This window comes from Nonomuraea sp. NPDC059023, assembly GCF_042740095.1.
GTDB lineage: Bacteria > Actinomycetota > Actinomycetes > Streptosporangiales > Streptosporangiaceae > Nonomuraea.
This window is the reverse complement of the sequence record NZ_JBHYIO010000026.1, coordinates 126,569-147,530: the sequence shown is the minus strand read 5'-3', so window position 1 is coordinate 147,530 and position 20,962 is coordinate 126,569. Positions and strand designations below refer to the sequence as shown.

Below are 20,962 nucleotides of genomic sequence, written 5' to 3'. Positions count from 1 at the left end.
TCCTGCGGCTAGTTGCCGACGTCGGCGTAGCTGTGCATGCCGCCGAGGAAGATGTTGACGCCGACCAGGTTGAACATCAGGCAGGCGAAGGCGACGAGCTGCACGATCGTGGCGGCCCTGCCGCGCCACCCGGCCGTGACCCTGGCGTGCAGGTAGGCGGCGTAGGCCACCCACGTGATGAACGACCAGACCTCCTTGGGGTCCCAGCCCCAGTAGCGCCCCCACGCCTTGTCGGCCCACAGCGCGCCGGCGATCACGGCGAAGGTCCAGATGGGGAAGGCCACGACGATCGCGCGGTGCGCGACCCGCTCCAGGTCGGCGCGCGTGGGCAGGCGTGAGAGGCCGTCGCCACGGATGAGATAGAGCACGCCGGCCGCGCCGGCCACGATGAACAGGCCGCTGGCCAGGATCGCGGCGGAGACGTGGATGGCGATCCAGTAGGAGTTGAGCGCGGGCACCACGGGACCGGCGGCGGTGTAGAGGAACTTCACCGCGGCGCCGAGCCCGAGCACCGCCACGACCATGACGAACGGGCCGAGGAAGCGCACGTTGGCGCGCAGCTGCGTGGCCAGGAACGCGGTCACGGCGGCCATGCAGATGGCGACCACGAACTCGTACATGTTGCCCCAGGGCCAGCGCTCCACCGCCAGCCCGCGGGTGACGATGGCGGCGGTGTTGGCCCCCCAGCCGACCCAGGCCAGGGCCATCCCCACCTTGCCCGCGGTGCCCGCCCAGGCGGGCGGCTCGGGATCGGCGGGAGCCACGACCTGGTCGGGAGCCTCGTCCAGCGGGGCGCCGACGGTCGCGGGCTGCCTGACGCGGCCCTTGGCGGGCGCGTCGGTACGGGCCCTGCCGTAGGCCAGCTCCAGAGCGAAGCCGATCATGGCGGCGAGGTAGAGGAGCACGGCGCCGACGACGAGCTGGTCGCTCGCCTCGGCCAGTACTTCAGCGGACATCCTTGTCTCCAGCTGATAGGACCTTGACGATGTCGGCGAACTCCTCGGTGAAGCCCGCGGCGGAGCCCTCGGTACGGGTGAGACCGCCCACCTCCGCCGCGCCGTCCTTGACCCGGACGAACACACGGCGGCGGCGGATCACCAGCGAGAACACGATGGAAACGGTGGCGAGACCGGCGGCGAGCAGGGCGGGCACGCGGCCGGGATCGTAGGCGATCTGGAGCGTCATCCACTCCTTGACCTCGACGAACTCCAGCTTGCCGAGCCCGTCTGGCAGGTCGAACGACTGGCCGGGGGCCAGCGGCTCAGGTGCCGTGGAGCCCATGACCAGCGGCTTGAGCTTCTTCATGACATCGGGCGGCGCGAGCTCGTACACCGACTGAGGTCTTCCCGAGCGCACCCCGAAGTCGCCCGTGAAGGCGCCGAGGACCTGAACCCTCGGCATGAGGTCGCCGGGGAAGCTTGAGGTGTAGCCGCCGCCCTGGGCCGGCGCGATGGTCGGCAGGAAGCGCATGAGGAAGCCGAGCTGACCCGGCTGGGCGTCGGGCGCCTTGAGCACGCAGCCGGAGACCCGGGTGGCCGGGAACTCGATCAGGCACGGGACCGCGCCCTCGAAGGCGACCTGGCCCTTGCCGTCGGTGATGCGGAAGAAGGGCGCGTAGCCGTTGCCGATCAGGTAGGTCTGGGTGCCGTTGATCTCCAGCGGCTCGTTGACCTTCAGCTCGTAGTCGCGTTTGGGCGCGCCGGGCGCGTCGCTGACCTTGAGGTGGGCGGAGAAGTCGAGCGGCTGGCCGACCTTCGTCGGGTCGCCGCCGACCTGGTAGGAGGCCTTGAACTCGTCGAGCGTGAAGGAGAACGGCTCCAGCGACTCGGCCGAGACCTGGTTGCCCGGCATGAACCGGTCGTAGGCGGCGACGGTGTTGGCGAAGCCCTCGTCCTCCACGACCAGCACGTTGCCCCGGTAGCCGAACACCGCGCCGATGCCCACGGCGACCAGCAGGCCGAGCAGGGAGATGTGGAAGAGCAGGTTGCCGGTCTCGCGCAGGAAGCCCTTCTCCGCCGAGACCCAGCCGTCACCGGTGTCGACGCGAAAGCGCAGCTTGCGCAGCCTGCGGGCGGCCACCTCCACGGTGAGCCCCTCGTCGAGGACCGTGTGGTGGGGCAGGCGCGACAGGTGGCGGGGGGCGGCCGGCGGCTTGCGCCGCAGTTCCTTGAAGTACGTCGTGGTCCGCGGCACGATGCAGCCGACCAGCGAGGCGAACAGCAGCAGGTAGATCGCGGCGAACCAGACCGAGTTGAAGACGTCGAAGAGCTGGAAGCGCTCGTACCACTCGGCGCGGACCGGGTCGTTGATGTAGATCTGCGCGACCTTGTCCGGCTCGACGCCGCGCTGCGGGATCAGCGAGCCGGGGATCGAGCCCAGCGCGAACAGGAACAGCAGGAGCAGCGCCGTCTTCATCGAGGTGAGCGTGCGCCACGTCCAGCGCAGCCAGGCCACCGGGCCGAACCCGGGCGGCTTGGGCGCCTGCTTCTCCATCTCCTGAACGGCCATCAGATCACCGGCTGGAATCCGCCGATGAGCCCCTGCAGGCTCGCGATCATCTGTCCCCACAACCCGGTGACGAGAAGGACTCCGACGGCGACCATCATGCCCCCGCCGATGCGGGTGATGAGCTGGGAGTGCTTACGGATCGCCGCGAACGTCCGCAGCGCCTTGCTGTACGCCAGCGCCGCGCCGACGAACGGCAGCCCGAGCCCCAGCGCGTAGAAGACGGCCAGGGTCGCGCCGCGCGCCGCGCTGCCCTCGTTCAGCCCGAGCGCGAGCACGACGGCCAGCGTCGGGCCGATGCACGGCGTCCAGCCGAGCCCGAACACGACGCCGAGCAGCGGCGCCCCGGCCAGCCCCGCGGCGGGTTTGCGATGGATGCGCACGTCCCGCATGAATCCCGGCACGAGCCCGAGAAAGGCCAGCCCGAGCAGGATCGTCAAAACCCCAAGCACCCGCGTGATCACCTGGGCGTTGCCCAGCACCAGCGAGCCGAGCCCGCCGAACAGCGCCCCGCTGAGCACGAACACCACCGCGAACCCGGCCACGAACAGCACTGTGCCCAGCACCAGCCGCCCGCGCTTGGGGTCGGCGCTCATCCCGGTCACGTACGACAGGTAGCCCGGCACCAGCGGAAGCACGCACGGCGACAGGAACGACACGATCCCGGCGAGCACCGCGATCGGGACGGCCAGCAGGAGCGACCCCGAGGCCACGACCTCATTCATCGCGGACCTTGGTGACGGTGTTCATCAGGTCGGAGAACTTCACCGCGCCCAGCGCCCTGGCCGCGATCCTGCCCTGCTTGTCGATGATCAGCGTGGACGGGATGGCCGCCGGCGGCACCGTGCCCTGGAAGGACAGCGCCACCTCGCCGGGCTGGTCGAAGATGCTCGGGTAGCCGGACTGCTCGGTGCGCTCGAACGCGATCGCGTCGGCCTTGCGGTCCTTGAAGTCGATGCCGAGGAACTCCACGCCGCTGGCCTTGGTCTTGGCCGCGACGTCCTTGAGCACCGGCGCCTCGGCCCGGCAGGGCCCGCACCAGGACGCCCAGAAGTTGATCACCACGACCTTGCCCTTGTGCCCGGCCAGCGAGGCGGTGCCGCCGTCGAGCGTCGGTCCTTCGACGGCGGGGGCGGGCTTGCGCTCGGCGGCGGGGAAGACCTGCATCTTGCCGTCGCCGGCGATGAAGCGGGTGTCACCGGCCTGCGGCTGGCCGCTCTGGTTGCCCGCGCACCCCGCGACCAGAACAGTCAGCAGGGCGAGGGAGAGTGACGTCGCGCGCACGGGAGGATGATCTCCTTGTACTACAACCGGTAGAGCTTGCAACTCTACCGGCGAGGTCGCACGCCCCGAACACCAGGGCTCAACGCTGACCTTTCCGCAGAGATCCGGCGGGCTCGCTGTAGCCGACGCTGATCAGCCGGTCCTGGTCGAAGGTGAGGCTGGTGAGGCTGGCCAGGGCGCACTGACGCCGCCGCGGGTCGGGCGACAACCGGCGTCCCTCGGCCGCGAGCCTGATCGCCCAGATCGGAAGCTGGTGACTGACCAGCACCACCTCGTGCCCCCGCGCGGCGGCGCGGGCGTCCTCGATCATCGTGCGCATCCGCTGGACGATCTCCAGGTACGGCTCGCCCCACGACGGCCGCCACGGGTTGTAGAAGTAACGGTAGTTACGCGGGTTGCGCAGGATCGCCAGGCCCGCGCCGACGGTACGGCCCTCCAGGAGGTTGCCCGCCTCCACCAGCCGCTCGTCGGGCTCCACGGTCAGCCCGAGCGCGGTGGCCAGCGGTGCGGCGGTCTCGCGGGCACGTTCCAGCGGGGAGGAGTACAGGGCCACGATGTCGCGGCCCGCGAGGGCCTTGGCGACCATCTCGGCCATCTGCTGACCTGTCTCGGACAGGTGGTAGCCGGGCAGTCTGCCGTAAAGGATGCCGTGGGGGTTGTGCACCTCACCGTGGCGCAGCAGGTGAACGACGGTGGTCTCAGCCATGGTGTGGCACAGCCTATCCGTTTCGATGGCGCCGATAGGCGACCCGGTCTCGTCCGAAAAGGGCACCGACGGTAAAGTCGCCTTGACTGCGCCTAGGGTTCCGCGTTCCGGTCCGCCCTGATGAACCACAACCAGGGCCGGGGAGACAGGTCCGAGCGGCGCCGCGGCCCTGGGCCGTACAGCTGACGGGACAAAAGCCTGGAGGCTCCTATCCGCACACCCGGAAGGAGCTCACCGCTTGAACGCCTGGGCCCTCGCTCTCGTCCTCGTCGCCGCCGTGGCGCACGCCACCTGGAACCTCCTCAGCAAGAAGGCCTCCCAGGCCGACGGCCTGATCTTCCTCTGGCTGGTCGCGGTCGCCTCGACCGTCATGTGGGGTCCGGTGTTCGCCGGGTTCCTGCTCGTCACGGGCACTCCGGTGCGGTGGAGCGACGTGGCGGTGGTCTGCGTCAGCACGGCGCTGCACCTCGGCTACTTCGTGCTGCTGCAGCGCGGCTACCGCTACGGCGACCTGTCGACGGTGTATCCGGTGGCGCGGGGTACCGGGCCGATGCTGGCCAGCCTGGTGGCGGTGCTGTTCCTGGGCGAGCGGCCAGGGATCGCGGGGGTCGCGGGCATCGCGCTGGTCGGGATCGGGGTGTTCATGATGAGCGGCGGCGGCAGGGCCGACGTCCGTGGGCTGGGGTTCGGGCTGGGGACCGGGGTGTTCATCGCGGCGTACACGGTGTGGGACGCGCAGGTGGTCGGCGCGTTCGCGGTGGCGCCGCTGGTGCTGAACTACCTGGGCGAGGCGGGGCGCGCGCTGGCGCTGACCCCGGCGATGCTGAAGGGCGGGCGGCGGCTGCTGATCGGGGCGATCTGGCGTGAGCACCGCTGGCGGGTGCTGGGCGCGGCCGTGCTCATTCCGCTGTCCTACCTGCTGGTGCTGTTCGCGTTCACGATGGCGCCGGTCAGCGTGGTGGCGCCGACGCGGGAGATCAGCGTGCTGATCGCGGTCCTGCTCGGCGGCAGGCTGCTGGCCGAGGGCGACCTGCGCCGCAGGCTCCTGGCCGCCGGGGTGATCCTCGGCGGCGTGGTGACGATCGCGCTCAGCTGAGGGTTCCGGCCTCTTTCAGGGCTTCGACCATGGCTCTGATGGCGGGACGGCGGGCGGCGTCGGTGCGCCAGATGGCGTAGATGCGGCGGGTCTGCCGGGGCAGGGTGGGGATCGCGCGCACCCGCGACGGCATGCAGTCACGGCCCAGCCTGGGCACGATCGCGCAGCCGAGACCGCCGGCGACCAGCGCCATCTGCGTCGGGTACTCGTCGGCCATCGAGACGATCTCGGGTTCGAGGTCGGCGCTGCGCAGCGTGTAGACCAGCCAGTCGTGGCAGATGGTGCCGGGCGAGGAGCTGATCCACCGCTCGCCGCTCAGCTCCGCCAGCTCGATCTCCCTGCGGCCGGCCAGGGGGTGGTCGGCGGGCAGGATCACGTCGGCGATGTCGTCGAGCAGGATCGCCTTGGACAGCCCGTCGGGGATGGCCATGGGCCGGTTGAGCCAGTCCTGGACGACGCCCAGGTCGAGCTCGCCCCTGGCGACCTCGCGCACCACGCGCTCCGGCTCCCGCTCGTTGAGCAGGATCTGCAGGTCGGGATGGCGCTCGCGCAGCGTGCCGAGCGCGGGCGGCATCAGGCCGCGGGCGGCCGTCGGGAAGGAGCCGACGTGGAGCTTGCCGACCACCTCGCCGCGCAGCGCCTCGAAGTCGGCCTCCGCGGTCTCGACCAGGGCCAGAATGCGCTCCGCGTGCTCGGCGAGCAGTCCGGCGGCGTCGGTGAGCCGCACGCCGCGCCCGTTGCGCTCCATGAGCCGCGAGCCGGTCTCCCGCTCCAGCTTGGCGATCTGCTGCGACACCGCGGAGGGCGTGACCATGAGGGCGTCGGCCGCGGCGCCCACGGAGCCGTAGACGTGCACCGCGTGCAGCGCTTTGAGCCGATTCAGATCCAGCATCCGATGTGAGCCTCCTCTCGTAAGCCATCCTAAAGGGTTTAGCGTAGAAAGTCTCGCTTGTGGTTGATTGTGTAGCGAGAGAAAATATATGCATGAGAAACAACACCGCACAGAAGACCGAGACCTCCTACCTCAAGAAGCTTGCCGAGCAGGCCCGCGAGCAGCGCATCCGCGCCCAGAAGCCCGCCTCCAAGTAGTGAGGCCGCGCCATCTGGCCCTCGCCGTCGGCCTCGCGGCCGTGTGGGGCTTCAACTTCGTCGTCATGGAAGTGGGCCTGCGCCACTTCCCGCCCTTGCTGTACGCGGCGCTCCGGTTCGCCCTGGCCGCCTTCCCCGCGCTCTTGTTCGTGGGACGGCCGGGCGTACCGTGGCGCTGGGTCGCGGGTGTCGCGGCGGCGGTTGGAGTGGGTCAGTTCGGCTTTCTGCTCATCGGCATGCGGGCGGGGATGCCGCCCGGCCTCGCCTCACTGGTCCTGCAGGCCCAGTCGCTCTTCACCGTCGTCTTCGCGGTAATCCTGCTGGGCGAACGGCTGACCGGCCGCCGGATCACCGGGCTGACCCTCGCGCTCGGCGGCCTCGTCCTCGTCGCCGTCGACTTCGGCGCCTCGGGCCCGTTCGGCGCGTTCGCGCTGTGCGTGGCCGCCGCCGCCTCGTGGAGCGTCGGGACGATCATGCAGCGCCGGGCCGCGCCGCCCGACTCGCTGCGCTTCATGGTGTGGGTGAGCGCCCTGTCGACACCGCCGCTGTTCCTGCTGACGTTCGCGGTCGAAGGCGTGCCCGTGCTGAGCGCCCCGCTTGAGGGCTGGCTGTCGCTGGGCTACGTGGCGTTCATCTCCACGCTCGGCGGCTTCGGCGTCTGGGGCTGGCTGCTGCACCGCTACGACGCCTCGGTCGTCGCCCCCTACACGCTGCTCATCCCGGTGTTCGGGATGTCCTCGGCCGCGCTGTTCGTCGGCGAGCCCATCGGCTGGGTGAAGGCGGGCGCGGCCGTACTCATCGTCTGCGGCGTCCTTTACGCCGGTACGCGGCCCCGCTCGGCCCCTTCGCCGTCACCCTCGACCGCGCTCGCGCCCGCCGGGCGGTCGAGCCGGTAGATGACGTGGTCCCGGTCGTCGACCGGGTTGTCCGGCTCCAGCTCGCCCTCCGCCACCCGGCGCAGGCCCGCCTTCTCCAGCGCCCGCCACGAGGCCCTGTTGGCCTTGGACACCGGGACGATCACGCACGTCGCGTCCGGGTCCGCCCAGGTCGACTCGACGATCGCGCGGATCATCGACGGGCCCAGGCCCTTGCCCACCTGCTCCTCGTCGCCGATCAGGTAGTCGATGCTGACGGCGCCGCCGGGCACGTCGAGGATCGGGGCCAGCTCCTCGGCGTACTCGGGGTAGTCGGCGTACCGGGAACGCTGCACCAGACCCAGCGGGCGGCCGTCGAGGAAGACCAGCAGGTCCTCCGACGGCTCCTCGCCCCGGGCCGCCGGGCCGAAGTCGCGCGCGACGGCCTCCGCAGAGGTCTCGTGGTTCCACCACCGGGCCACGTGCGGCCGCTCCAGCCACTGCTTCACCAGCGGGAAGTCGTCCTCGGCGAGCCGGCGCCAGGTGATCACCATGTCTTCGACGGTACCCGACGCGCCGGCTCGCCGCCCGCGAATATCCGGCCGGGTCAGGCCACCGCCGCGGCGGCCTTGGCGGCGGCGGGCAGGGCGTCGCCGATGCGGTTCAACGCCTCGTCGTCGTGCGAGGCCGACAGGAACCACGCCTCGTACGCCGACGGCGGCAGATAGACGCCCTGATCGAGCATGGCGTGGAAGAAGGCGGTGAACGCGGCGGTGTTCTGGCTCCTGGCCCCGTCGAAGTCGGTCACCTCGCGGTCGGTGAAGAAGATCGAGAACAGGCTGCCCGCCGCCTGCAGCCGGTGCGGCACGCCCTCGGCCGAGAAGGCCGCGGAGGCCGCCTGGGCGACCGTGGCGGCAGCGGCGTCCACGCGGGCGTAGGCGTCCTCGTCGAGGTTGCGCAGCGTGGCCAGGCCGGCGGCGCAGGCCAGCGGGTTGCCCGACAGCGTGCCCGCCTGGTAGACGGGGCCCTCGGGCGCCAGGTTGGCCATCACGTCGGCCCGCCCGCCGAACGCCGCCGCCGGCAGGCCGCCGCCCATCACCTTGCCGAAGGTCATCAGGTCGGCGTCGACCGGGTCCAGGCCGTACCAGCCGGAGCGGGAGACGCGGAAGCCCGTGAGCACCTCGTCGACGATCAGCAGGGCGCCGTTGCGGGCGCAGATCTCCTTCAGGAACGCGTTGAAGCCGGGCGCCGGCGGCACCACGCCCATGTTCGCCGGGCACGCCTCGGTGATCACACACGCGATCTCGGCGGCGGCGAAGGCCTCCTCGACCGCCTCGCGCGAGTTGTACGGCAGCACGATCGTGTCGGCCGCCGACGCGCCGGTCACGCCGGGGGTGTCGGGCAGCCCGAACGTCACCACGCCGGAGCCGGCCGAGGCCAGCAGGGCGTCCACGTGGCCGTGGTAGCAGCCGGCGAACTTCACCACCTTGGAACGGCCGGTGAAGCCGCGGGCCAGGCGCACCGCGCTCATGGTGGCCTCCGTGCCGGAGCTGACCAGCCTGATCTTCTCCACCGGGGCCACCCGGGAGACCAGTTCCTCGGCCAGTTCGACCTCGCCCGGGGTGGCGGTGCCGTACGACATGCCGTGGGACAGCGCCGCGGAGACGGCCTCGACGACGGCGGGATGACGGTGGCCCAGGATCATCGGCCCCCAGGAGCAGACCAGGTCGACGTAGCGGTTGCCGTCGACGTCGGTGATGTAGGGGCCCTTGCCTTCGGCCATGAAGCGCGGCGTGCCGCCGACGGCGCCGAAGGCGCGCACGGGCGAGTTCACGCCGCCCGGCACGATGGTCCTGGCGCGGTCGAACAGGCTCTCAGACTTGTCAGTGCGGCTCACCCCTACAGGGTAGAGGCCGACCCCCGAGCCCGGTCAGTCGGTGAGCTGCTCCAGAACGCGCAGCGGGTCGGGAAGCGGGCGGCCGTCCGGCGGGCGCAGCCAGGAGACGGGCTGGCCGGTGGGCAGCGTGGACGGCGGCGCGAGGACGTAGCTGTCGCGGCAGTGCCAGCGCAGCCCCGGGTTGTCGTCGATGGTCGCCGGATCGCAGTCGAGCTGGCAGGACCACCACTCGTCCTCGTCGTCCGGATTGCCGCGCGTGGCCACATAAAACAGAACCCGGTCGCCGTTGGCGGCGACCGGGCCTGAGTGGGAGCCGGCTTCGTCCAGGCGCGTGAGCGCGGCGAGGCCGGCGGCCAGGGGTACGTCGAAGACGTCGAAGACGCGTCCCGTGGGGAGAATCACATTGGCGTCGGGCTCGTGCTGCCACCAGCGGGTGAGCTGGGTGGCGTCGGTCGTGGCCTGCAGATGCCAGGCCGGGGAGAGCGGATGCGCGCCGGGGTCCGGACAGCCGAGGCGGTCACAGGAGCACGCGCGCGACCCGTGCCGCAGCGGATGCGCCCCCGGCGCGCTGGGCCACCCGAGAGCGGCATAGCCCAGCACCGCGTCGATCCTGGTCGGGCGCGTGAGTTTCGCGGCCCGCTTCCGCGTACGCCGAGCGAGTGGTACCCCGACCATGGTGACTCCCGTTCGAAAATCCCGCGCGCCTGAGGAGGTCCCTGACCCCGGGGCTCCAACACGCCACCTGGGACACACCAGCACTTGTTATCGCACTCTAACGCACAGGTCGCAGGGGTGAGCGGGAAACCCCCACCTAGAGCCGCCGAGCCACTTCGGTGGCCCAGTAGGTGAGGATCAGGTCGGCTCCGGCGCGCCGGATCCCGATCAGCGACTCCATGATCATCCGCTCGCGGTCGATCCAGCCGTTGGCCGCGGCCGCCTCGATCATCGAGTACTCGCCGCTGACCTGGTAGGCCGCCACGGGCACGTCCACGTTGTCGCGGAACTGGCGGATGACGTCGAGGTAGGACATCGCCGGCTTGACCATGACCACGTCGGCGCCTTCCGCGAGGTCCAGACGTACCTCACGCATGGCCTCCTCCAGCGGCCCCGCGGGGTCCTGCTGGTGGGAGGCGCGGTCGCCGAACTGCGGCGCGCACTCGGCGGCGTCGCGGAAGGGGCCGAAGAACGCCGAGGCGTACTTGGCCGTGTAGGCCATGATCGGCAGGTGGGAGAAGCCCGCACCGTCCAGGGCGGCGCGGATCACGCCCACCTGGCCGTCCATCATCCCGCTCGGGGCGATCATCTGGGAGCCGGCCTCGGCCTGCGCCACCGCCATCGAGGCGTAGCGCTCCAGCGTGGCGTCGTTGTCCACCTCGCCGCCGGGAGTCAGCAACCCGCAGTGCCCATGGTCGGTGAACTCATCCAGGCAGGTGTCGGCCATCACCACGATCGCGTCACCGACCTCGGCGTTCACCTCGCGCAACGCCTGCTGGAGAATCCCGTCGGGGTCGTCGCCCGCCGAACCGCGGGCGTCCTTCACCGCCGGGATGCCGAACAGGATCAGCCCGCCCACGCCCGCCTCGGCCGCCTCGTGGGCGGCCTTGCGCAGCGACTCGCGGGTGTGTTGGTAGACGCCGGGCATCGAGGCCACGGGATGCGGCTCGGCGAGGCCCTCCTTGACGAAGGCCGGCAGGATCAGCTGCGACGGGTGCAGGCGCGTGCCCGCGACCATCCGTCTCATGACAGGGGTACGGCGAAGCCGCCGCGGACGTGCGGCGGGGAACTCAGCACTCATGTGACGAAACTCCTATTTGCGGCGGCGTGCCCCACGGCGGTTCTGCGAGGGCTTACGCGGGGTGTCACCCGCGGCGATCGCCGCCTGCCTCTGCTTAGCACCGTACTCGGCGAGGGCGGCGGCCAGCGCGGAGGCCGATGGTTTGTCCGCCATGACATCCACGCGCAGGCCGAACTCCTCGGCCGTCTTGGCCGTCTGCGGGCCGATGACCGCGATGACGGTGACGTTGTGCGGCTTGCCGGCGATGCCGACCAGGTTGCGCACGGTCGAGGACGAGGTGAACAGCACCGCGTCGAACCCGCCGCCCTTGATCGCCTCGCGGATCGGCGCGGGTGGCGGCGCCGCCCGCACGGTCCGGTACGCCGTGACGTCGTCGCACTCCCAGCCCAGCTCGGTCAGCCCGGCCACGAGCGTGTCGGTGGAGATGTCGGCCCTGGGCAGCAGCACCCGGTTGATCGGGTCGAGCATCGAGTCGTAGGGCGGCCACTCGGCGACCAGGCCCTCCGACGACTGCTCGCCCGAGGGCAGCAGGTCGGGCTTGACGCCGAACTCGACCAGCGCCTTCGCGGTCGCCTCGCCCACCGCGGCCACCTTGAGCCCGGCGAAGGCCCGCGCGTCGAGCCCGTACTCCTCGAACTTCTCGCGCACCGCCTTGACGGCGTTGGAGCTGGTGAACGCCACCCACTCGTAGCGGCCGGTGACCAGGCCCTTGATGGCCCGGTCCATCTGCTGCGGCGTACGGGGCGGCTCGACCGAGATGGTCGGCACCTCGTCGGGCACCGCGCCGTAGGAGAGCAACTGCTCCGACAGCGCCTTGGACTGCTCCTTGGTACGCGGCACCAGGACCCGCCAGCCGAACAGCGGCTTGGTCTCGAACCACGACAGCTTGTCGCGCAGCCCGACGGCCTCGCCGACGACGATCAGCGCGGGCTCGGTGAACCCGGCGTGCTTCAGATCGGGCTGCAACCTGCCCAGCGTGGTCGCCACGGTGAACTGCTCGGTGGTGGTACCGCTGCCGCTGACCGCGACCGGCGTGCTGTCGGGCTTGCCGCCCGAGACGAGCGCCTTGCCGATGGCCACGGCGTCGCCGATGCCGTTGTAGATCACCAGCGTGCCGGGGCAGGCGGCGTGCGAAGACCAGTCCTGATCCTGCGCGGCGTCGACGACACGGAACTCGGGCACGTCCGCGGCCGGCGGGATGCCCGCGTAGGTGAGCACCGCGGTCGCGGGCGGCACACCCGGCACGATCTCGAAGTCCACCCCGGCGGCGGTGCAGGCGGCGACCTCCTCGGTGATCGAGGAGAACAGCATCGGGTCGCCCTCGCACAGGCGTACCACCAGCCCGCCGTCACCGGCGCGCTTGAGGTAATCGCCCTCGACCACTTCGACGCCCTCGCGGCAGTGCCTGAGCAGCGGGCCGAACAGGTCCTCGTCGAGGACCACCGCGTCGGCCTTGCCTAGCAGCTCGGCACCACGCAACGTCAGCAGGTTCGGGTCGCCTGGACCCGCACCCACGAACGCCACGAAACCGGAGGTGGGACTATCGGCGCTCAATGGGAATGCTCCCCCATCAATCTGTCGGCCCCCTCGGCGAGCATCTCGGCCGCCAGAAGGCGGCCCAGGCGTTCGGCGTCCGAGGACGGGCCGGCGGCGGACTTGCGGACCGCAGCCTGGCCGTCGAGCGAGACGACGGCGGCGGTCAGGTTCAAAGTCTGCCCGTCATCGGCGGCGAAGGCACCCACCGGAGCGGAGCACCCTGCCTCGAGAGCGGACAGAACGGCGCGCTCGGCCGCGACCGCGGAGCGGGTCCGCGGGTCGTCGAGCACGCCAAGGAAGGCGATCAGGTCGGCGCGGCCGGCGAGGCACTCCACCGCCAGCGCGCCCTGGCCGGGCGCGGGCAGCATCTCCTCGACCTCGAAGATCTGGGCGATCTCCGTGTCGCGCCCGATCCTGGTCAGACCCGCCGAGGCGAGTACGACGGCGTCGAGCTCGCCCGAGGTTACCTTGCCGATCCGGGTGTCGGCGTTGCCGCGGATCGGGACGTACTCCAGGTCGGGCCTGAGCGCGCGCAGCATCGCGACGCGGCGCGGCGAGCCGGTGCCGACCCTGGCGCCGGACGGCAGGTCGGCCAGCTTGTGCGCGCCGACCAGCGCGTCGCGGTGGTCGTGGCGGGCGGGCAGGGCGGCCAGCGTGAAGCGCTCATCCGGCTTGGTCGGCAGGTCCTTGAGCGAGTGGACGGCGAAGTCGATCTCGCCGTCGACCAGCTTGTCGCGCAGCGCGCTGACGAACACGCCGGTGCCGCCGAGCTGCGCCAGGTGCGCCTTGGTCACGTCGCCGAAGGTCGTGATGCCGACCATCTCGATCGCCCGGCCGGTCGCGCTGGTGTAGCCGTCGGCGACCATCTGCGACTGCGTGGTCGCCAGCAGGCTCCTGCGCGTCCCCAGCTTCAGGGTCACAGCTCCACCTCCCTCACGGCCTCGGGCATCTTCGGATCCAGGTCGAACAGCTCGCGCAGAGCTTCCGCATAATGATCGCCCCCTGGGGAGGTGGCGAGCTGTTTGACACGCACAGTGGGCTCATGAAGGAGTTTGTCCACCACGCGCTGCACGGTCTGCGTCACTTCGCCGCGCGCCTTGTCGTCGAGTTCGGGCAGGCGCATGAGCAGCCGGCCGAGCTCGGCCTCCACGACGTTGGCCGCCTTGCTGCGCAGCGCCACCACGGTCGGGGTGACCCTGGCCGCGCGCTCGGCGTTCAGGAAGGCCGCCAGCTCGTCGGCGACGAGCGCGCGCACCGTCTGTACGGCGTCGCCCTCCCGCGAGCCGATGCCCGACTCCTGGATGGTCTCCAGGTCCACCAGCGTGACGCCGGGCAGCTCGCGCACCGCCGGGTCCACGTCGTGGGGCAGCGCCAGGTCGAGCACGAACAGTTCTCCGCCGGTCCTGCCGGCGAGCATGGCCGGGGTGACCACGTGCGACCCTCCGCCGGTGCACGTGATCACAAGGTCGGCCGCGGCGAGTTCACGGGGAACCTCGCGCAGCGGCACCGCCCGGCCGTTCACCCGCTCGGCGAGCCGTACGCCTCGCTCGAAGGTGCGGTTGGCGACCACGATCTCGCCGGCGCCCGCGCGGGAGAGCGTGGCGGCGGCCAGCGCGCTCATGGAGCCGGCGCCGACGATCAGCACCCGCTTTCCCTCCAACGGGCCGACGAAGGCCAGGCCCGCGGAGACCAGGGACGCGCCCGCCTGGTCGATGTCGGTGTCGGCGTGGGCCCGCTTGCCCACCCGCAGCGCCTGCTGGACGAGCTCGTTCAGCGTGGCGCCGACGGTGCCGTGCTTCTGGGCGAGCTTGAGCGCCCCGCGCATCTGGCCGAGGATCTGGCCCTCGCCGACCACCATCGAGTCGAGGCCGGACACCACCGAGAACAGGTGCTCGACCGCGCGGTCCTCATAGTGGACGTACAGGTGTGGCGTCAGCTCGTCGACGGGCACGCCGGAATGGACGCTCAGCAGCCTGCTGATCGCCGTCACGGCCGCGTGGAAACGGTCCACGGCGGCGTAGACCTCGACCCGGTTGCAGGTCGAGACCACCATCGTCTCCGCGACGCAGGCGTCCTGCTGCACGTCGTGGATGAGTTTGGAAAGAGTGTCCCCCGACACCGAGACACGTTCGAGCATGGCCACCGGAGCCGTCCGGTGGCTGAGCCCGATCGTCAGAACACTCATTGACTGTCCACGGCCATGAGTGGCCCCCCAGCTTTGCGTTGCTCATGGAACGCAAGGATCTGCAGTTCTATTGATAGGTCAACCTTACGGACATCGACGCTGTCCGGCACAGAAAGTACGACAGGAGCAAAGTTCAGGATGCTGGTCACGCCCGCGGTCACCACACGGTCGCACACTTCCTGAGCCGCCGCCGCGGGTGTCGCGAGGACCACGATGGAGACCCCGCGCCGCCCGATCACGGCTTCCAGTTCGTCGATGTGTTCAACATTCAACCCCGCGATGTCGTCGCCCACGATTTCGGGGTCGGCGTCGAGCAGGGCGGCGATCCGGAACCCCCGGGACACGAAACCGCCGTAGTTCGCGAGGGCGCGGCCGAGGTTGCCGACGCCGACGATGGCGACGGCCCAGTCCTGGGTCAGGCCCAGCTCCCGCGAGATCTGGTACACGAGATATTCAACGTCGTAACCCACCCCCCGCGTGCCATACGACCCCAGATGCGACAGATCCTTGCGGAGCTTGGCCGAATTGACGCCGGCGGCGGCCGCCAGGTCCTCAGACGAGACCGTGGCGATCCCGCGCTCGGCCATCCCGTTCAGCGCCCGCAGATACAGCGGGAGCCGTGCGACCGTTGCCTCGGGTATGCCTCGGTCACGGGGCTGGGACGGGCTCTTCACGTGCCGGAGCTCCAGGGGAACGGGCGGCCTCTCGGCCGCGTCATGGGAATCGAACCGCCTTTCAGGTTAATCCCTTTGTGAACCGACGCACAAAGTCGCCACTACCGTGGACCCCATGCACGAGATCACTCTGTACGGCCGGCAGGGCTGCCACCTGTGCGACGACGCCCGCGCCGTCATCGCGAAAGTCGCGGCTGAGCTGGGGGTCAGGTGGACCGAGGTGGACATCGACGGCTCCGCTGAGCTCCGGGAAAAGTACAACGACATGATTCCGGTCACGCTCGTGGACGGAGTGCAGCACGACTTCTGGCGCGTGTCGGAGGAACGCCTGCGGGCGGCCCTGGGAGGTTAGAAGAGCGCCGTCGGCAGCGGGACGACCTTGGCGGCGTTGACGTTGAGTTCGATGATGTTGGTGGCCAGGACCATGGCCTGGCGCTCGTTGACGAAGCGCTCGACGTGGGGCTGGCGCTGGTGGTCCTGGAAGGCCACCTCGTCGCGGTAGAGCTCGTAGACGATGCGCTGCAGGGGCGCGGACTTCACCGCGTGGCAGGCGTAGACGAGCGTGTCGGGCTCGCCCCGGCGCACGGCCTCGACGGTCTGGTCGGCCAGGCGGTCGAACATGTCGCCGGATCCGTCCATCAGCGTGAAGACGGTCAGCAGGCCGTAGATGCTGGGCGAGGGGCGCCCGCCGACGGCCGGCTGGGGCGCGCTGGGCTGGAACACCTCGGCGCCCGGGTAGACGACGCCGGTGTTCGGCATGTTGTAGCTGTCCGGCTGCTGGGGCTGGGGCGGGCCGCCGCTGTGGCGGCCGAACGCCTGCTCCGGGCCGCCGTTCATGATGTAGCCGGTCGAGGGGCCCGGGTCCATCGCGGGCGCGGGGTTCATCGGGTTCATCGGGTTCGCCGGGTTCGCCGGGTTCATCGGGTTCGCCGGGTTGATGTGGCCGGTCGCCGGGCCCGGTTCCATGCGGGCGCCGAAGCCCACGTCCTGGTCGCCCGCGCGGTACTCGGCGACGAGGTCGCTCAGGCCCGAGGGCCGGGGCCGCGGGGGCTCCAGCGGCGCCTGCGCCTCCATGCGGGCGGGCGTGCGCTCAGGCATGGCTCTGCGGCCGGTCGGGGCGGGTTCCCAGCTCTCGCTCTTGATGTCGTCCTCCTCGTCCTCGTACGGCGCGAGCGGGCGCAGCACGGCGTACCAGATCGCCGCGGCGGCCACCACGAGCAGCGCGGTGGTGAAGACGCCGGGCACGGCGAAGCGCACCGCGCCGATCAGGGCCAGCGCCGAGGGCGCGATGACGGCGGCGGCGTGCAGGTTGTCGGTGTCGTAGTCGTCGCCGTTGCGCCAGCGCAGGGCGGCGACCACCACGCAGCCGAGCAGGATGAGCGCGTCGATCACGTGCGCGCCGACCAGGACGGAGCCGGCGATCAGCCCCCAGTGGGACGAGCCGGGCGGCAGCGCCTTGGCCATCTCCGTGGCCTTGAGCACGGGGTCGAAGACGATCACCACCGAGCTGACGATCGTGAACGCGATCCCGAACAGCCAGGCGACGAACTTCGGCGGCGTCTTCTCCGCCAGCAACTGGATGAGGCCGATCGCCATCCACAGCGGGGCGATCAAGGATCCGGCCAGTTGGTAGATCCTGAACGTGCCCTCGCCGAAGCCGATAAGGTAGCCCGTGCCGATCGCACCCAGCGCGATGCAGAGCATCGCCGTGGCGACCGTCCAGGCGATGAGCCACCCTTCGCGCTCCTCGCGAAGACTACGGATCAGGGCACCGGTTGCGATCGCGGCGAGGAGCGCGCCCGCGAACGCGATGACAGCAACAAGGATCTCCATGGTGACTCCAATGCTGCCGGACGATGCCTCCCAGCCGGTAGCCGAAGAGGGAACGGGTCGGTCCACACCGTATCCGCCGATTACGGCTAGTGACGCCACCCTGAAGCGGATTGTGGAATTTCCGGTTGATTTCTAGAGTGTTCGAGCACGCCGCAGCCCTTACCCCCAGGGACACCGGATGCCTGACTCGTGGCCGTTCGCCGGGCTTCTGTCGCCAGCGGTCGCTGGCAACACCCGGTCGAGCGAGCTTGCCGTGCGCGAAGAGATCCCAGATGACGTGCGTACGCTCGTGTTGCGGGCGAAGACCGGCGACACGGAAGCCTTTGGCACGCTCTATGACCGCTACGTTGATCTTGTCTACCGCTACATCTACTTCCGCGTGGGCTCTCACCCCCTGGCCGAGGACCTCACCTCAGAGACATTCTTACGTGCCCTCCGTCGTGTGGCGGACTTCACCTGGCAGGGCCGCGACTTCGGCGCCTGGCTGGTGACGATCGCCCGCAACCTCGTCACCGACCACTTCAAATCCGGGCGCTACCGTCTGGAGATCACTACCGGCGAGGTGCTCGACGTACCGCTCGACGGGGCTTACATCCCGGAGAACGCGGTGGTCACGGCCATCATCAACGACCGCGTCCTGCGCGCCGTCCGAGACCTCAATCCCGAGCAGCAGGAGTGCGTGGTCCTGCGCTTCCTGCACGGCCTGTCTCTCGCGGAGACCGCGTTGATCATGGGGAAGAAGAGTGGAGCGATCAAAGCCCTGCAGTTCCGTGCGATCCGGGCGCTGGCCAGGGCTCTCAAGCACGACCTCGCGTAACCTCCGCACGCGGCGCCTCGTTAGGCAGGTGTCACACCGGACGGGGGCCACAGGGAGCAGTCATGGGTAGGGCGCGACCTAGCCGATGGCCGTTCGGAGCCACGCAAGGGTCGCACGAGCGGCTTCTCGGCCATCTGGACGAGCTGCGCAGTCTGCCTCAGGGCGGCGGGCCGGACGGCGATTTCCGTGAGCGGCTGAGAACACGGCTGATCTCGGCCGACGCCGACGCCGATGCCGCCGCACCCGCCGTGCCAGAGGCCAAGGCGCCGCCTGGCAGGGCCCGGCACGCCAGGCGTACCAGGAGGGTGCGGTTGTCGTGGCCGTCGCAGCTCGCGACGCTCGGCCTGGCCGCGGGCATGATGGTGTCGGCCTTCTTCACCTACCAGTCGGTGCCCGGCGACACGCTCTACCCGCTCAAGCGGGCGGCGGAGCACACGCTCGTCCGGCTCAGCACCGACGACAGGGAGCGGGCCGAGCGCGAGATGGTCTCGGCCAAGGAACGCGCCGCCGAGGTGGCCGTGCTGCTCGGCGGCTCCGGTGACGGGCCCCTCGTCTCGGCTACTCTGAGTGACATGGCCGAATCCACAAAATCGGCCATCAAGCGGATGGAGCGGGTCGAGCCGCGCTCCCCCAAGCTCAACAGTTTCGCCCAGGACCAGCGCGACATGGTCGAGCCCATGCTGGAGCAGCTCAACGGCCCCGAGCAGGACCAGGCGAGTACGTATTTGCACTACATCGAAGGCCTTGCGGTGCCTAGGTAAGCTGCTGTCCATGAGGCGGCTACTTCGACGACGACACGAGACGGAAGCCCAGGTCGCCGGCGAGGTCGCCGCCGCGGCGGCGGTCGTGACCCAACCTGCCGATCCCGACCCGGAGGCCGCCGCGTTCTTCGACGTCGACAACACGATGATGCGCGGCGCCTCGATCTACCACTTCGCCAGAGGCCTGGCCACGCGTGGCCTGTTCACCACCTCCGACCTGCTGAAGTTCGCGGTCGGACAGGCCGCGTTCCGGCTGCGCGGCAACGAGAACCCCGAGCACATCGCGGTCGCCCGCGAGACCGCCCTGGCCTTCGTCGCCGGCAGCAAGGTCGACGACGTCGTACGGCTCGGCGAGGAGATCTACGACGAGGTCATGGCCGACCGCATCTGGGCGGGCACCAGGGCGCTGGCACAGTCGCACCTGGACACCGGCCAGCGGGTCTGGCTGGTGACCGCCACCCCGGTCGAACTGGCCCACGTGATCGCCCAGCGCCTCGGCCTCACCGGCGCGCTCGGCACGGTCTCCGAGACCAGGGACGGCGTCTACACCGGCCACCTGGTGGGCGACCTGCTGCACGGCCCGGCCAAGGCGGAGGCGGTGCGCGCGCTGGCCCGCAGGGAAGGGCTCGACCTGACCCGCTGCACCGCCTACAGCGACTCGGCCAACGACCTGCCGCTGCTGTCGCTGGTCGGGCACGCGGTGGCCATCAACCCCGACTCCGAGCTGCGCGAGCACGCCAGGAAGCACGGCTGGCCGATCAAGGACTTCCGCACCGGCAGGAAGGCCACAATGGCCGCGCTGCCGATAGCGGCGGGCCTGGGCGCCGTCGCGGGCGGCATCGCGGCCGGGATCGCGCTACGCCGCCACTACCGGTCCAAGTGAGCGCCGGATCAGGGCCTTCAGCGCGGCGTTGACCAGTTCCGGACGTTCCAGCCCCAGCATGTGACCGGCGCCGGGCGCGACCACCAGCGTGGCGTCCGGCAGCGCGGCGGCGATCCTGCGGGCGTGCGCGGGCGTGGTGAGCCGGTCCCGCTCGCCCACCATGACCAGCGTCTCGACCCGGCTCAGCGCCTGGAGGGCGGCGAGCTTGTCGTGGGCCAGGATGGCGTGGAAGTAGCCGACCATGACCTCGGTGGGCGTCGCGGCGACCATCCTGTTGACGAAGCGCACGTGGTGGCCGCGCGCCTTCGGCCCGAAGGCGGCCAGCCGGGTGACCGGCCAGTTGGTCCCGGCGCGCAGGAGCGCCGGGCTGGCGTCGATGAGCGCCGCCCTGGCCTTCAGCCGGTTAAGCAGCACGGGGGCGGTTCTGCCTGCGAGCCCCTCCGCCAGCCTTCCCGACGAGGTACTGATGAGCGCCACGGCGACGACCCGATCGCCGAACAGTTCGGGCCGGCGGGCGGCCAGGCCCATGATGGTCATGCCGCCCATGGAGTGGCCGACCAGAACGATCGGCAGGCCGGGCGGGACCGCCGCGTCGATCACGGCCTCCAGGTCGGCGGCCAGCCGTTCTATCGAGCAGGGACCCGCCGGACCGGCCGTGGAGACCCCGTGCCCGCGCTGGTCGTAACCGACCAGCATGGCCTCATCGGACGTGTTCATGGTCGCGGCCGCTTCGGGGCTCGTTGGCTCCTTCGTCGCTCTCTCCCCCCGAGCTCCTCCGCTCAGCGCCTCCCGCTGGTAGTGCCAGCTGTCGCGGTTGAGCACCCAGCCGTGGGCGAAGACCACGGCGTAGGCGGGCGTGCCGGACTCCCTGACGTCGACGTCGATGACGGCGCCGTCGTCCGTCTCGACGGGCAGCCGGCGGCCGTGCCGACCGCCGAGCGTCTCGCTGGACCTCTTCCGGGCGACGAGTCCCACGGCGACGCCGAGGAGCAGCCCGGTCACGAGCACCTTGTACCGCATGCCGCGACTATAGGACTTTTTGTCTAA

General features: G+C 70.6%; 22 protein-coding genes. 6 read left to right on the top strand and 16 right to left on the bottom strand.

Features of this window, described 5'->3' with window-relative positions:
- Window positions 1–8 precede the first annotated feature (8 nt).
- The 5 genes from ccsB to ACFWYW_RS36955 all read right to left on the bottom strand — a co-directional run bounded on the left by ccsB (window position 9) and on the right by ACFWYW_RS36955 (window position 4,495).
- On the bottom strand, window positions 9–956 hold the full coding sequence (ccsB, locus tag ACFWYW_RS36975) for a c-type cytochrome biogenesis protein CcsB (RefSeq protein ID WP_379625268.1): 948 nt from the start codon (window positions 954–956) through the stop codon (window positions 9–11).
- Complete coding sequence (locus ACFWYW_RS36970) at window positions 946–2,508, bottom strand: cytochrome c biogenesis protein ResB (RefSeq protein WP_379625266.1); 1,563 nt, start codon at window positions 2,506–2,508, stop codon at window positions 946–948. Before ACFWYW_RS36970 ends, ccsB begins: the two co-directional genes overlap by 11 nt.
- Window positions 2,508–3,230 carry a cytochrome c biogenesis CcdA family protein gene (locus tag ACFWYW_RS36965; protein WP_379625264.1) on the bottom strand — a complete coding sequence of 241 codons (723 nt, stop codon included), beginning with the start codon at window positions 3,228–3,230 and terminating at the stop codon, window positions 2,508–2,510. The genes ACFWYW_RS36970 and ACFWYW_RS36965 overlap by 1 nt, the downstream gene beginning before the upstream one ends.
- The gene (locus ACFWYW_RS36960; RefSeq protein ID WP_379625262.1) at window positions 3,223–3,789 is read right to left on the bottom strand and encodes a TlpA family protein disulfide reductase; all 567 of its coding nucleotides are present in this window, start codon (window positions 3,787–3,789) and stop codon (window positions 3,223–3,225) included. Before ACFWYW_RS36960 ends, ACFWYW_RS36965 begins: the two co-directional genes overlap by 8 nt.
- A gap of 79 nt (window positions 3,790–3,868) precedes the next feature.
- Window positions 3,869–4,495, bottom strand: coding sequence for a histidine phosphatase family protein (locus tag ACFWYW_RS36955; protein WP_379625260.1), 627 nt, complete (start codon window positions 4,493–4,495; stop codon window positions 3,869–3,871).
- 238 nt (window positions 4,496–4,733) lie between these two features.
- On the opposite strand from ACFWYW_RS36955, the gene ACFWYW_RS36950 reads away from it, so the two are divergent.
- The gene (locus ACFWYW_RS36950) at window positions 4,734–5,591 is read left to right on the top strand and encodes an EamA family transporter (protein WP_379625258.1); all 858 of its coding nucleotides are present in this window, start codon (window positions 4,734–4,736) and stop codon (window positions 5,589–5,591) included.
- Here ACFWYW_RS36950 and ACFWYW_RS36945 read toward each other — a convergent pair.
- Window positions 5,584–6,483: a LysR family transcriptional regulator gene (locus ACFWYW_RS36945; RefSeq protein WP_379625256.1), complete on the bottom strand. Its 900-nt coding sequence runs from the start codon at window positions 6,481–6,483 to the stop codon at window positions 5,584–5,586. The genes ACFWYW_RS36950 and ACFWYW_RS36945 overlap by 8 nt on opposite strands.
- Window positions 6,484–6,679: 196 nt before the next feature.
- Between ACFWYW_RS36945 and ACFWYW_RS36940 the strand changes: the two genes are divergently transcribed.
- Window positions 6,680–7,576, top strand: coding sequence for an EamA family transporter (locus ACFWYW_RS36940; RefSeq protein WP_379625254.1), 897 nt, complete (start codon window positions 6,680–6,682; stop codon window positions 7,574–7,576).
- Here the strand turns inward: ACFWYW_RS36940 and ACFWYW_RS36935 are convergent.
- From ACFWYW_RS36935 to ACFWYW_RS36900, 8 genes are all read right to left on the bottom strand, one after another.
- A complete protein-coding gene (locus ACFWYW_RS36935; protein WP_379625252.1) occupies window positions 7,495–8,088 on the bottom strand; it encodes a GNAT family N-acetyltransferase in 594 nt (197 codons plus the stop codon). The genes ACFWYW_RS36940 and ACFWYW_RS36935 overlap by 82 nt on opposite strands.
- A 53-nt stretch (window positions 8,089–8,141) precedes the next feature.
- Window positions 8,142–9,431 carry a glutamate-1-semialdehyde 2,1-aminomutase gene (gene hemL / locus ACFWYW_RS36930; RefSeq protein WP_379625250.1) on the bottom strand — a complete coding sequence of 430 codons (1,290 nt, stop codon included), beginning with the start codon at window positions 9,429–9,431 and terminating at the stop codon, window positions 8,142–8,144.
- Window positions 9,432–9,464: 33 nt separating this feature from the next.
- Window positions 9,465–10,106 carry a bifunctional DNA primase/polymerase gene (locus ACFWYW_RS36925; protein WP_379638220.1) on the bottom strand — a complete coding sequence of 214 codons (642 nt, stop codon included), beginning with the start codon at window positions 10,104–10,106 and terminating at the stop codon, window positions 9,465–9,467.
- A gap of 136 nt (window positions 10,107–10,242) precedes the next feature.
- A complete protein-coding gene (hemB, locus tag ACFWYW_RS36920; RefSeq protein ID WP_379611412.1) occupies window positions 10,243–11,226 on the bottom strand; it encodes a porphobilinogen synthase in 984 nt (327 codons plus the stop codon).
- Window positions 11,227–11,238: 12 nt separating this feature from the next.
- The gene (locus ACFWYW_RS36915) at window positions 11,239–12,780 is read right to left on the bottom strand and encodes a uroporphyrinogen-III synthase (RefSeq protein WP_379611411.1); all 1,542 of its coding nucleotides are present in this window, start codon (window positions 12,778–12,780) and stop codon (window positions 11,239–11,241) included.
- Window positions 12,777–13,682, bottom strand: coding sequence for a hydroxymethylbilane synthase (gene hemC / locus ACFWYW_RS36910; protein WP_379611410.1), 906 nt, complete (start codon window positions 13,680–13,682; stop codon window positions 12,777–12,779). The genes ACFWYW_RS36915 and hemC overlap by 4 nt, the downstream gene beginning before the upstream one ends.
- Window positions 13,679–14,947: a glutamyl-tRNA reductase gene (locus ACFWYW_RS36905; RefSeq protein WP_379611409.1), complete on the bottom strand. Its 1,269-nt coding sequence runs from the start codon at window positions 14,945–14,947 to the stop codon at window positions 13,679–13,681. Before ACFWYW_RS36905 ends, hemC begins: the two co-directional genes overlap by 4 nt.
- On the bottom strand, window positions 14,944–15,621 hold the full coding sequence (locus tag ACFWYW_RS36900) for a redox-sensing transcriptional repressor Rex (RefSeq protein ID WP_379611408.1): 678 nt from the start codon (window positions 15,619–15,621) through the stop codon (window positions 14,944–14,946). Before ACFWYW_RS36900 ends, ACFWYW_RS36905 begins: the two co-directional genes overlap by 4 nt.
- A 115-nt stretch (window positions 15,622–15,736) precedes the next feature.
- On the opposite strand from ACFWYW_RS36900, the gene ACFWYW_RS36895 reads away from it, so the two are divergent.
- Window positions 15,737–15,973, top strand: coding sequence for a glutaredoxin family protein (locus ACFWYW_RS36895; RefSeq protein WP_379611407.1), 237 nt, complete (start codon window positions 15,737–15,739; stop codon window positions 15,971–15,973).
- Here the strand turns inward: ACFWYW_RS36895 and ACFWYW_RS36890 are convergent.
- The gene (locus ACFWYW_RS36890; RefSeq protein ID WP_379611406.1) at window positions 15,970–17,454 is read right to left on the bottom strand and encodes an antibiotic biosynthesis monooxygenase; all 1,485 of its coding nucleotides are present in this window, start codon (window positions 17,452–17,454) and stop codon (window positions 15,970–15,972) included. The two genes, ACFWYW_RS36895 and ACFWYW_RS36890, sit on opposite strands and share 4 nt — an antisense overlap.
- 178 nt (window positions 17,455–17,632) lie before the next feature.
- Here ACFWYW_RS36890 and ACFWYW_RS36885 point away from each other — a divergent pair, with 178 nt between their 5' ends.
- The 3 genes from ACFWYW_RS36885 (at window position 17,633) to ACFWYW_RS36875 (ending at window position 19,915) form a co-directional block, all read left to right on the top strand.
- The gene (locus tag ACFWYW_RS36885) at window positions 17,633–18,271 is read left to right on the top strand and encodes a sigma-70 family RNA polymerase sigma factor (RefSeq protein ID WP_379611405.1); all 639 of its coding nucleotides are present in this window, start codon (window positions 17,633–17,635) and stop codon (window positions 18,269–18,271) included.
- Window positions 18,272–18,333: 62 nt separating this feature from the next.
- Window positions 18,334–19,032: a DUF5667 domain-containing protein gene (locus tag ACFWYW_RS36880; RefSeq protein ID WP_379611404.1), complete on the top strand. Its 699-nt coding sequence runs from the start codon at window positions 18,334–18,336 to the stop codon at window positions 19,030–19,032.
- A gap of 10 nt (window positions 19,033–19,042) precedes the next feature.
- Entirely contained in the window at window positions 19,043–19,915 is an 873-nt protein-coding gene (locus ACFWYW_RS36875; RefSeq protein WP_379611403.1) for an HAD family hydrolase, read from the top strand.
- On the opposite strand, the gene ACFWYW_RS36870 is transcribed toward ACFWYW_RS36875, so the two are convergent.
- A complete protein-coding gene (locus ACFWYW_RS36870; RefSeq protein ID WP_379611402.1) occupies window positions 19,889–20,935 on the bottom strand; it encodes an alpha/beta fold hydrolase in 1,047 nt (348 codons plus the stop codon). The genes ACFWYW_RS36875 and ACFWYW_RS36870 overlap by 27 nt on opposite strands.
- Window positions 20,936–20,962 lie beyond the last annotated feature (27 nt).

Bases quoted from the DNA above. Each gene is read 5' to 3' on its own strand.
- ACFWYW_RS36955 (WP_379625260.1), bottom strand. From the start codon at position 4,495: ATGGCTGAGACCACCGTCGTTCACCTGCTGCGCCACGGTGAGGTGCAC.
- ACFWYW_RS36895 (WP_379611407.1), top strand. From the start codon at position 15,737: ATGCACGAGATCACTCTGTACGGCCGGCAGGGCTGCCACCTGTGCGAC.
- ACFWYW_RS36970 (WP_379625266.1), bottom strand. From the start codon at position 2,508: ATGGCCGTTCAGGAGATGGAGAAGCAGGCGCCCAAGCCGCCCGGGTTC.
- ACFWYW_RS36965 (WP_379625264.1), bottom strand. From the start codon at position 3,230: ATGAATGAGGTCGTGGCCTCGGGGTCGCTCCTGCTGGCCGTCCCGATC.
- ACFWYW_RS36935 (WP_379625252.1), bottom strand. From the start codon at position 8,088: ATGGTGATCACCTGGCGCCGGCTCGCCGAGGACGACTTCCCGCTGGTG.
- ACFWYW_RS36945 (WP_379625256.1), bottom strand. From the start codon at position 6,483: ATGCTGGATCTGAATCGGCTCAAAGCGCTGCACGCGGTGCACGTCTAC.
- ACFWYW_RS36875 (WP_379611403.1), top strand. From the start codon at position 19,043: ATGAGGCGGCTACTTCGACGACGACACGAGACGGAAGCCCAGGTCGCC.
- ACFWYW_RS36870 (WP_379611402.1), bottom strand. From the start codon at position 20,935: ATGCGGTACAAGGTGCTCGTGACCGGGCTGCTCCTCGGCGTCGCCGTG.
- ACFWYW_RS36890 (WP_379611406.1), bottom strand. From the start codon at position 17,454: ATGGAGATCCTTGTTGCTGTCATCGCGTTCGCGGGCGCGCTCCTCGCC.
- ACFWYW_RS36905 (WP_379611409.1), bottom strand. From the start codon at position 14,947: ATGAGTGTTCTGACGATCGGGCTCAGCCACCGGACGGCTCCGGTGGCC.
- ACFWYW_RS36885 (WP_379611405.1), top strand. From the start codon at position 17,633: ATGCCTGACTCGTGGCCGTTCGCCGGGCTTCTGTCGCCAGCGGTCGCT.
- ccsB (WP_379625268.1), bottom strand. From the start codon at position 956: ATGTCCGCTGAAGTACTGGCCGAGGCGAGCGACCAGCTCGTCGTCGGC.
- ACFWYW_RS36880 (WP_379611404.1), top strand. From the start codon at position 18,334: ATGGGTAGGGCGCGACCTAGCCGATGGCCGTTCGGAGCCACGCAAGGG.
- ACFWYW_RS36925 (WP_379638220.1), bottom strand. From the start codon at position 10,106: ATGGTCGGGGTACCACTCGCTCGGCGTACGCGGAAGCGGGCCGCGAAA.
- hemB (WP_379611412.1), bottom strand. From the start codon at position 11,226: ATGAGTGCTGAGTTCCCCGCCGCACGTCCGCGGCGGCTTCGCCGTACC.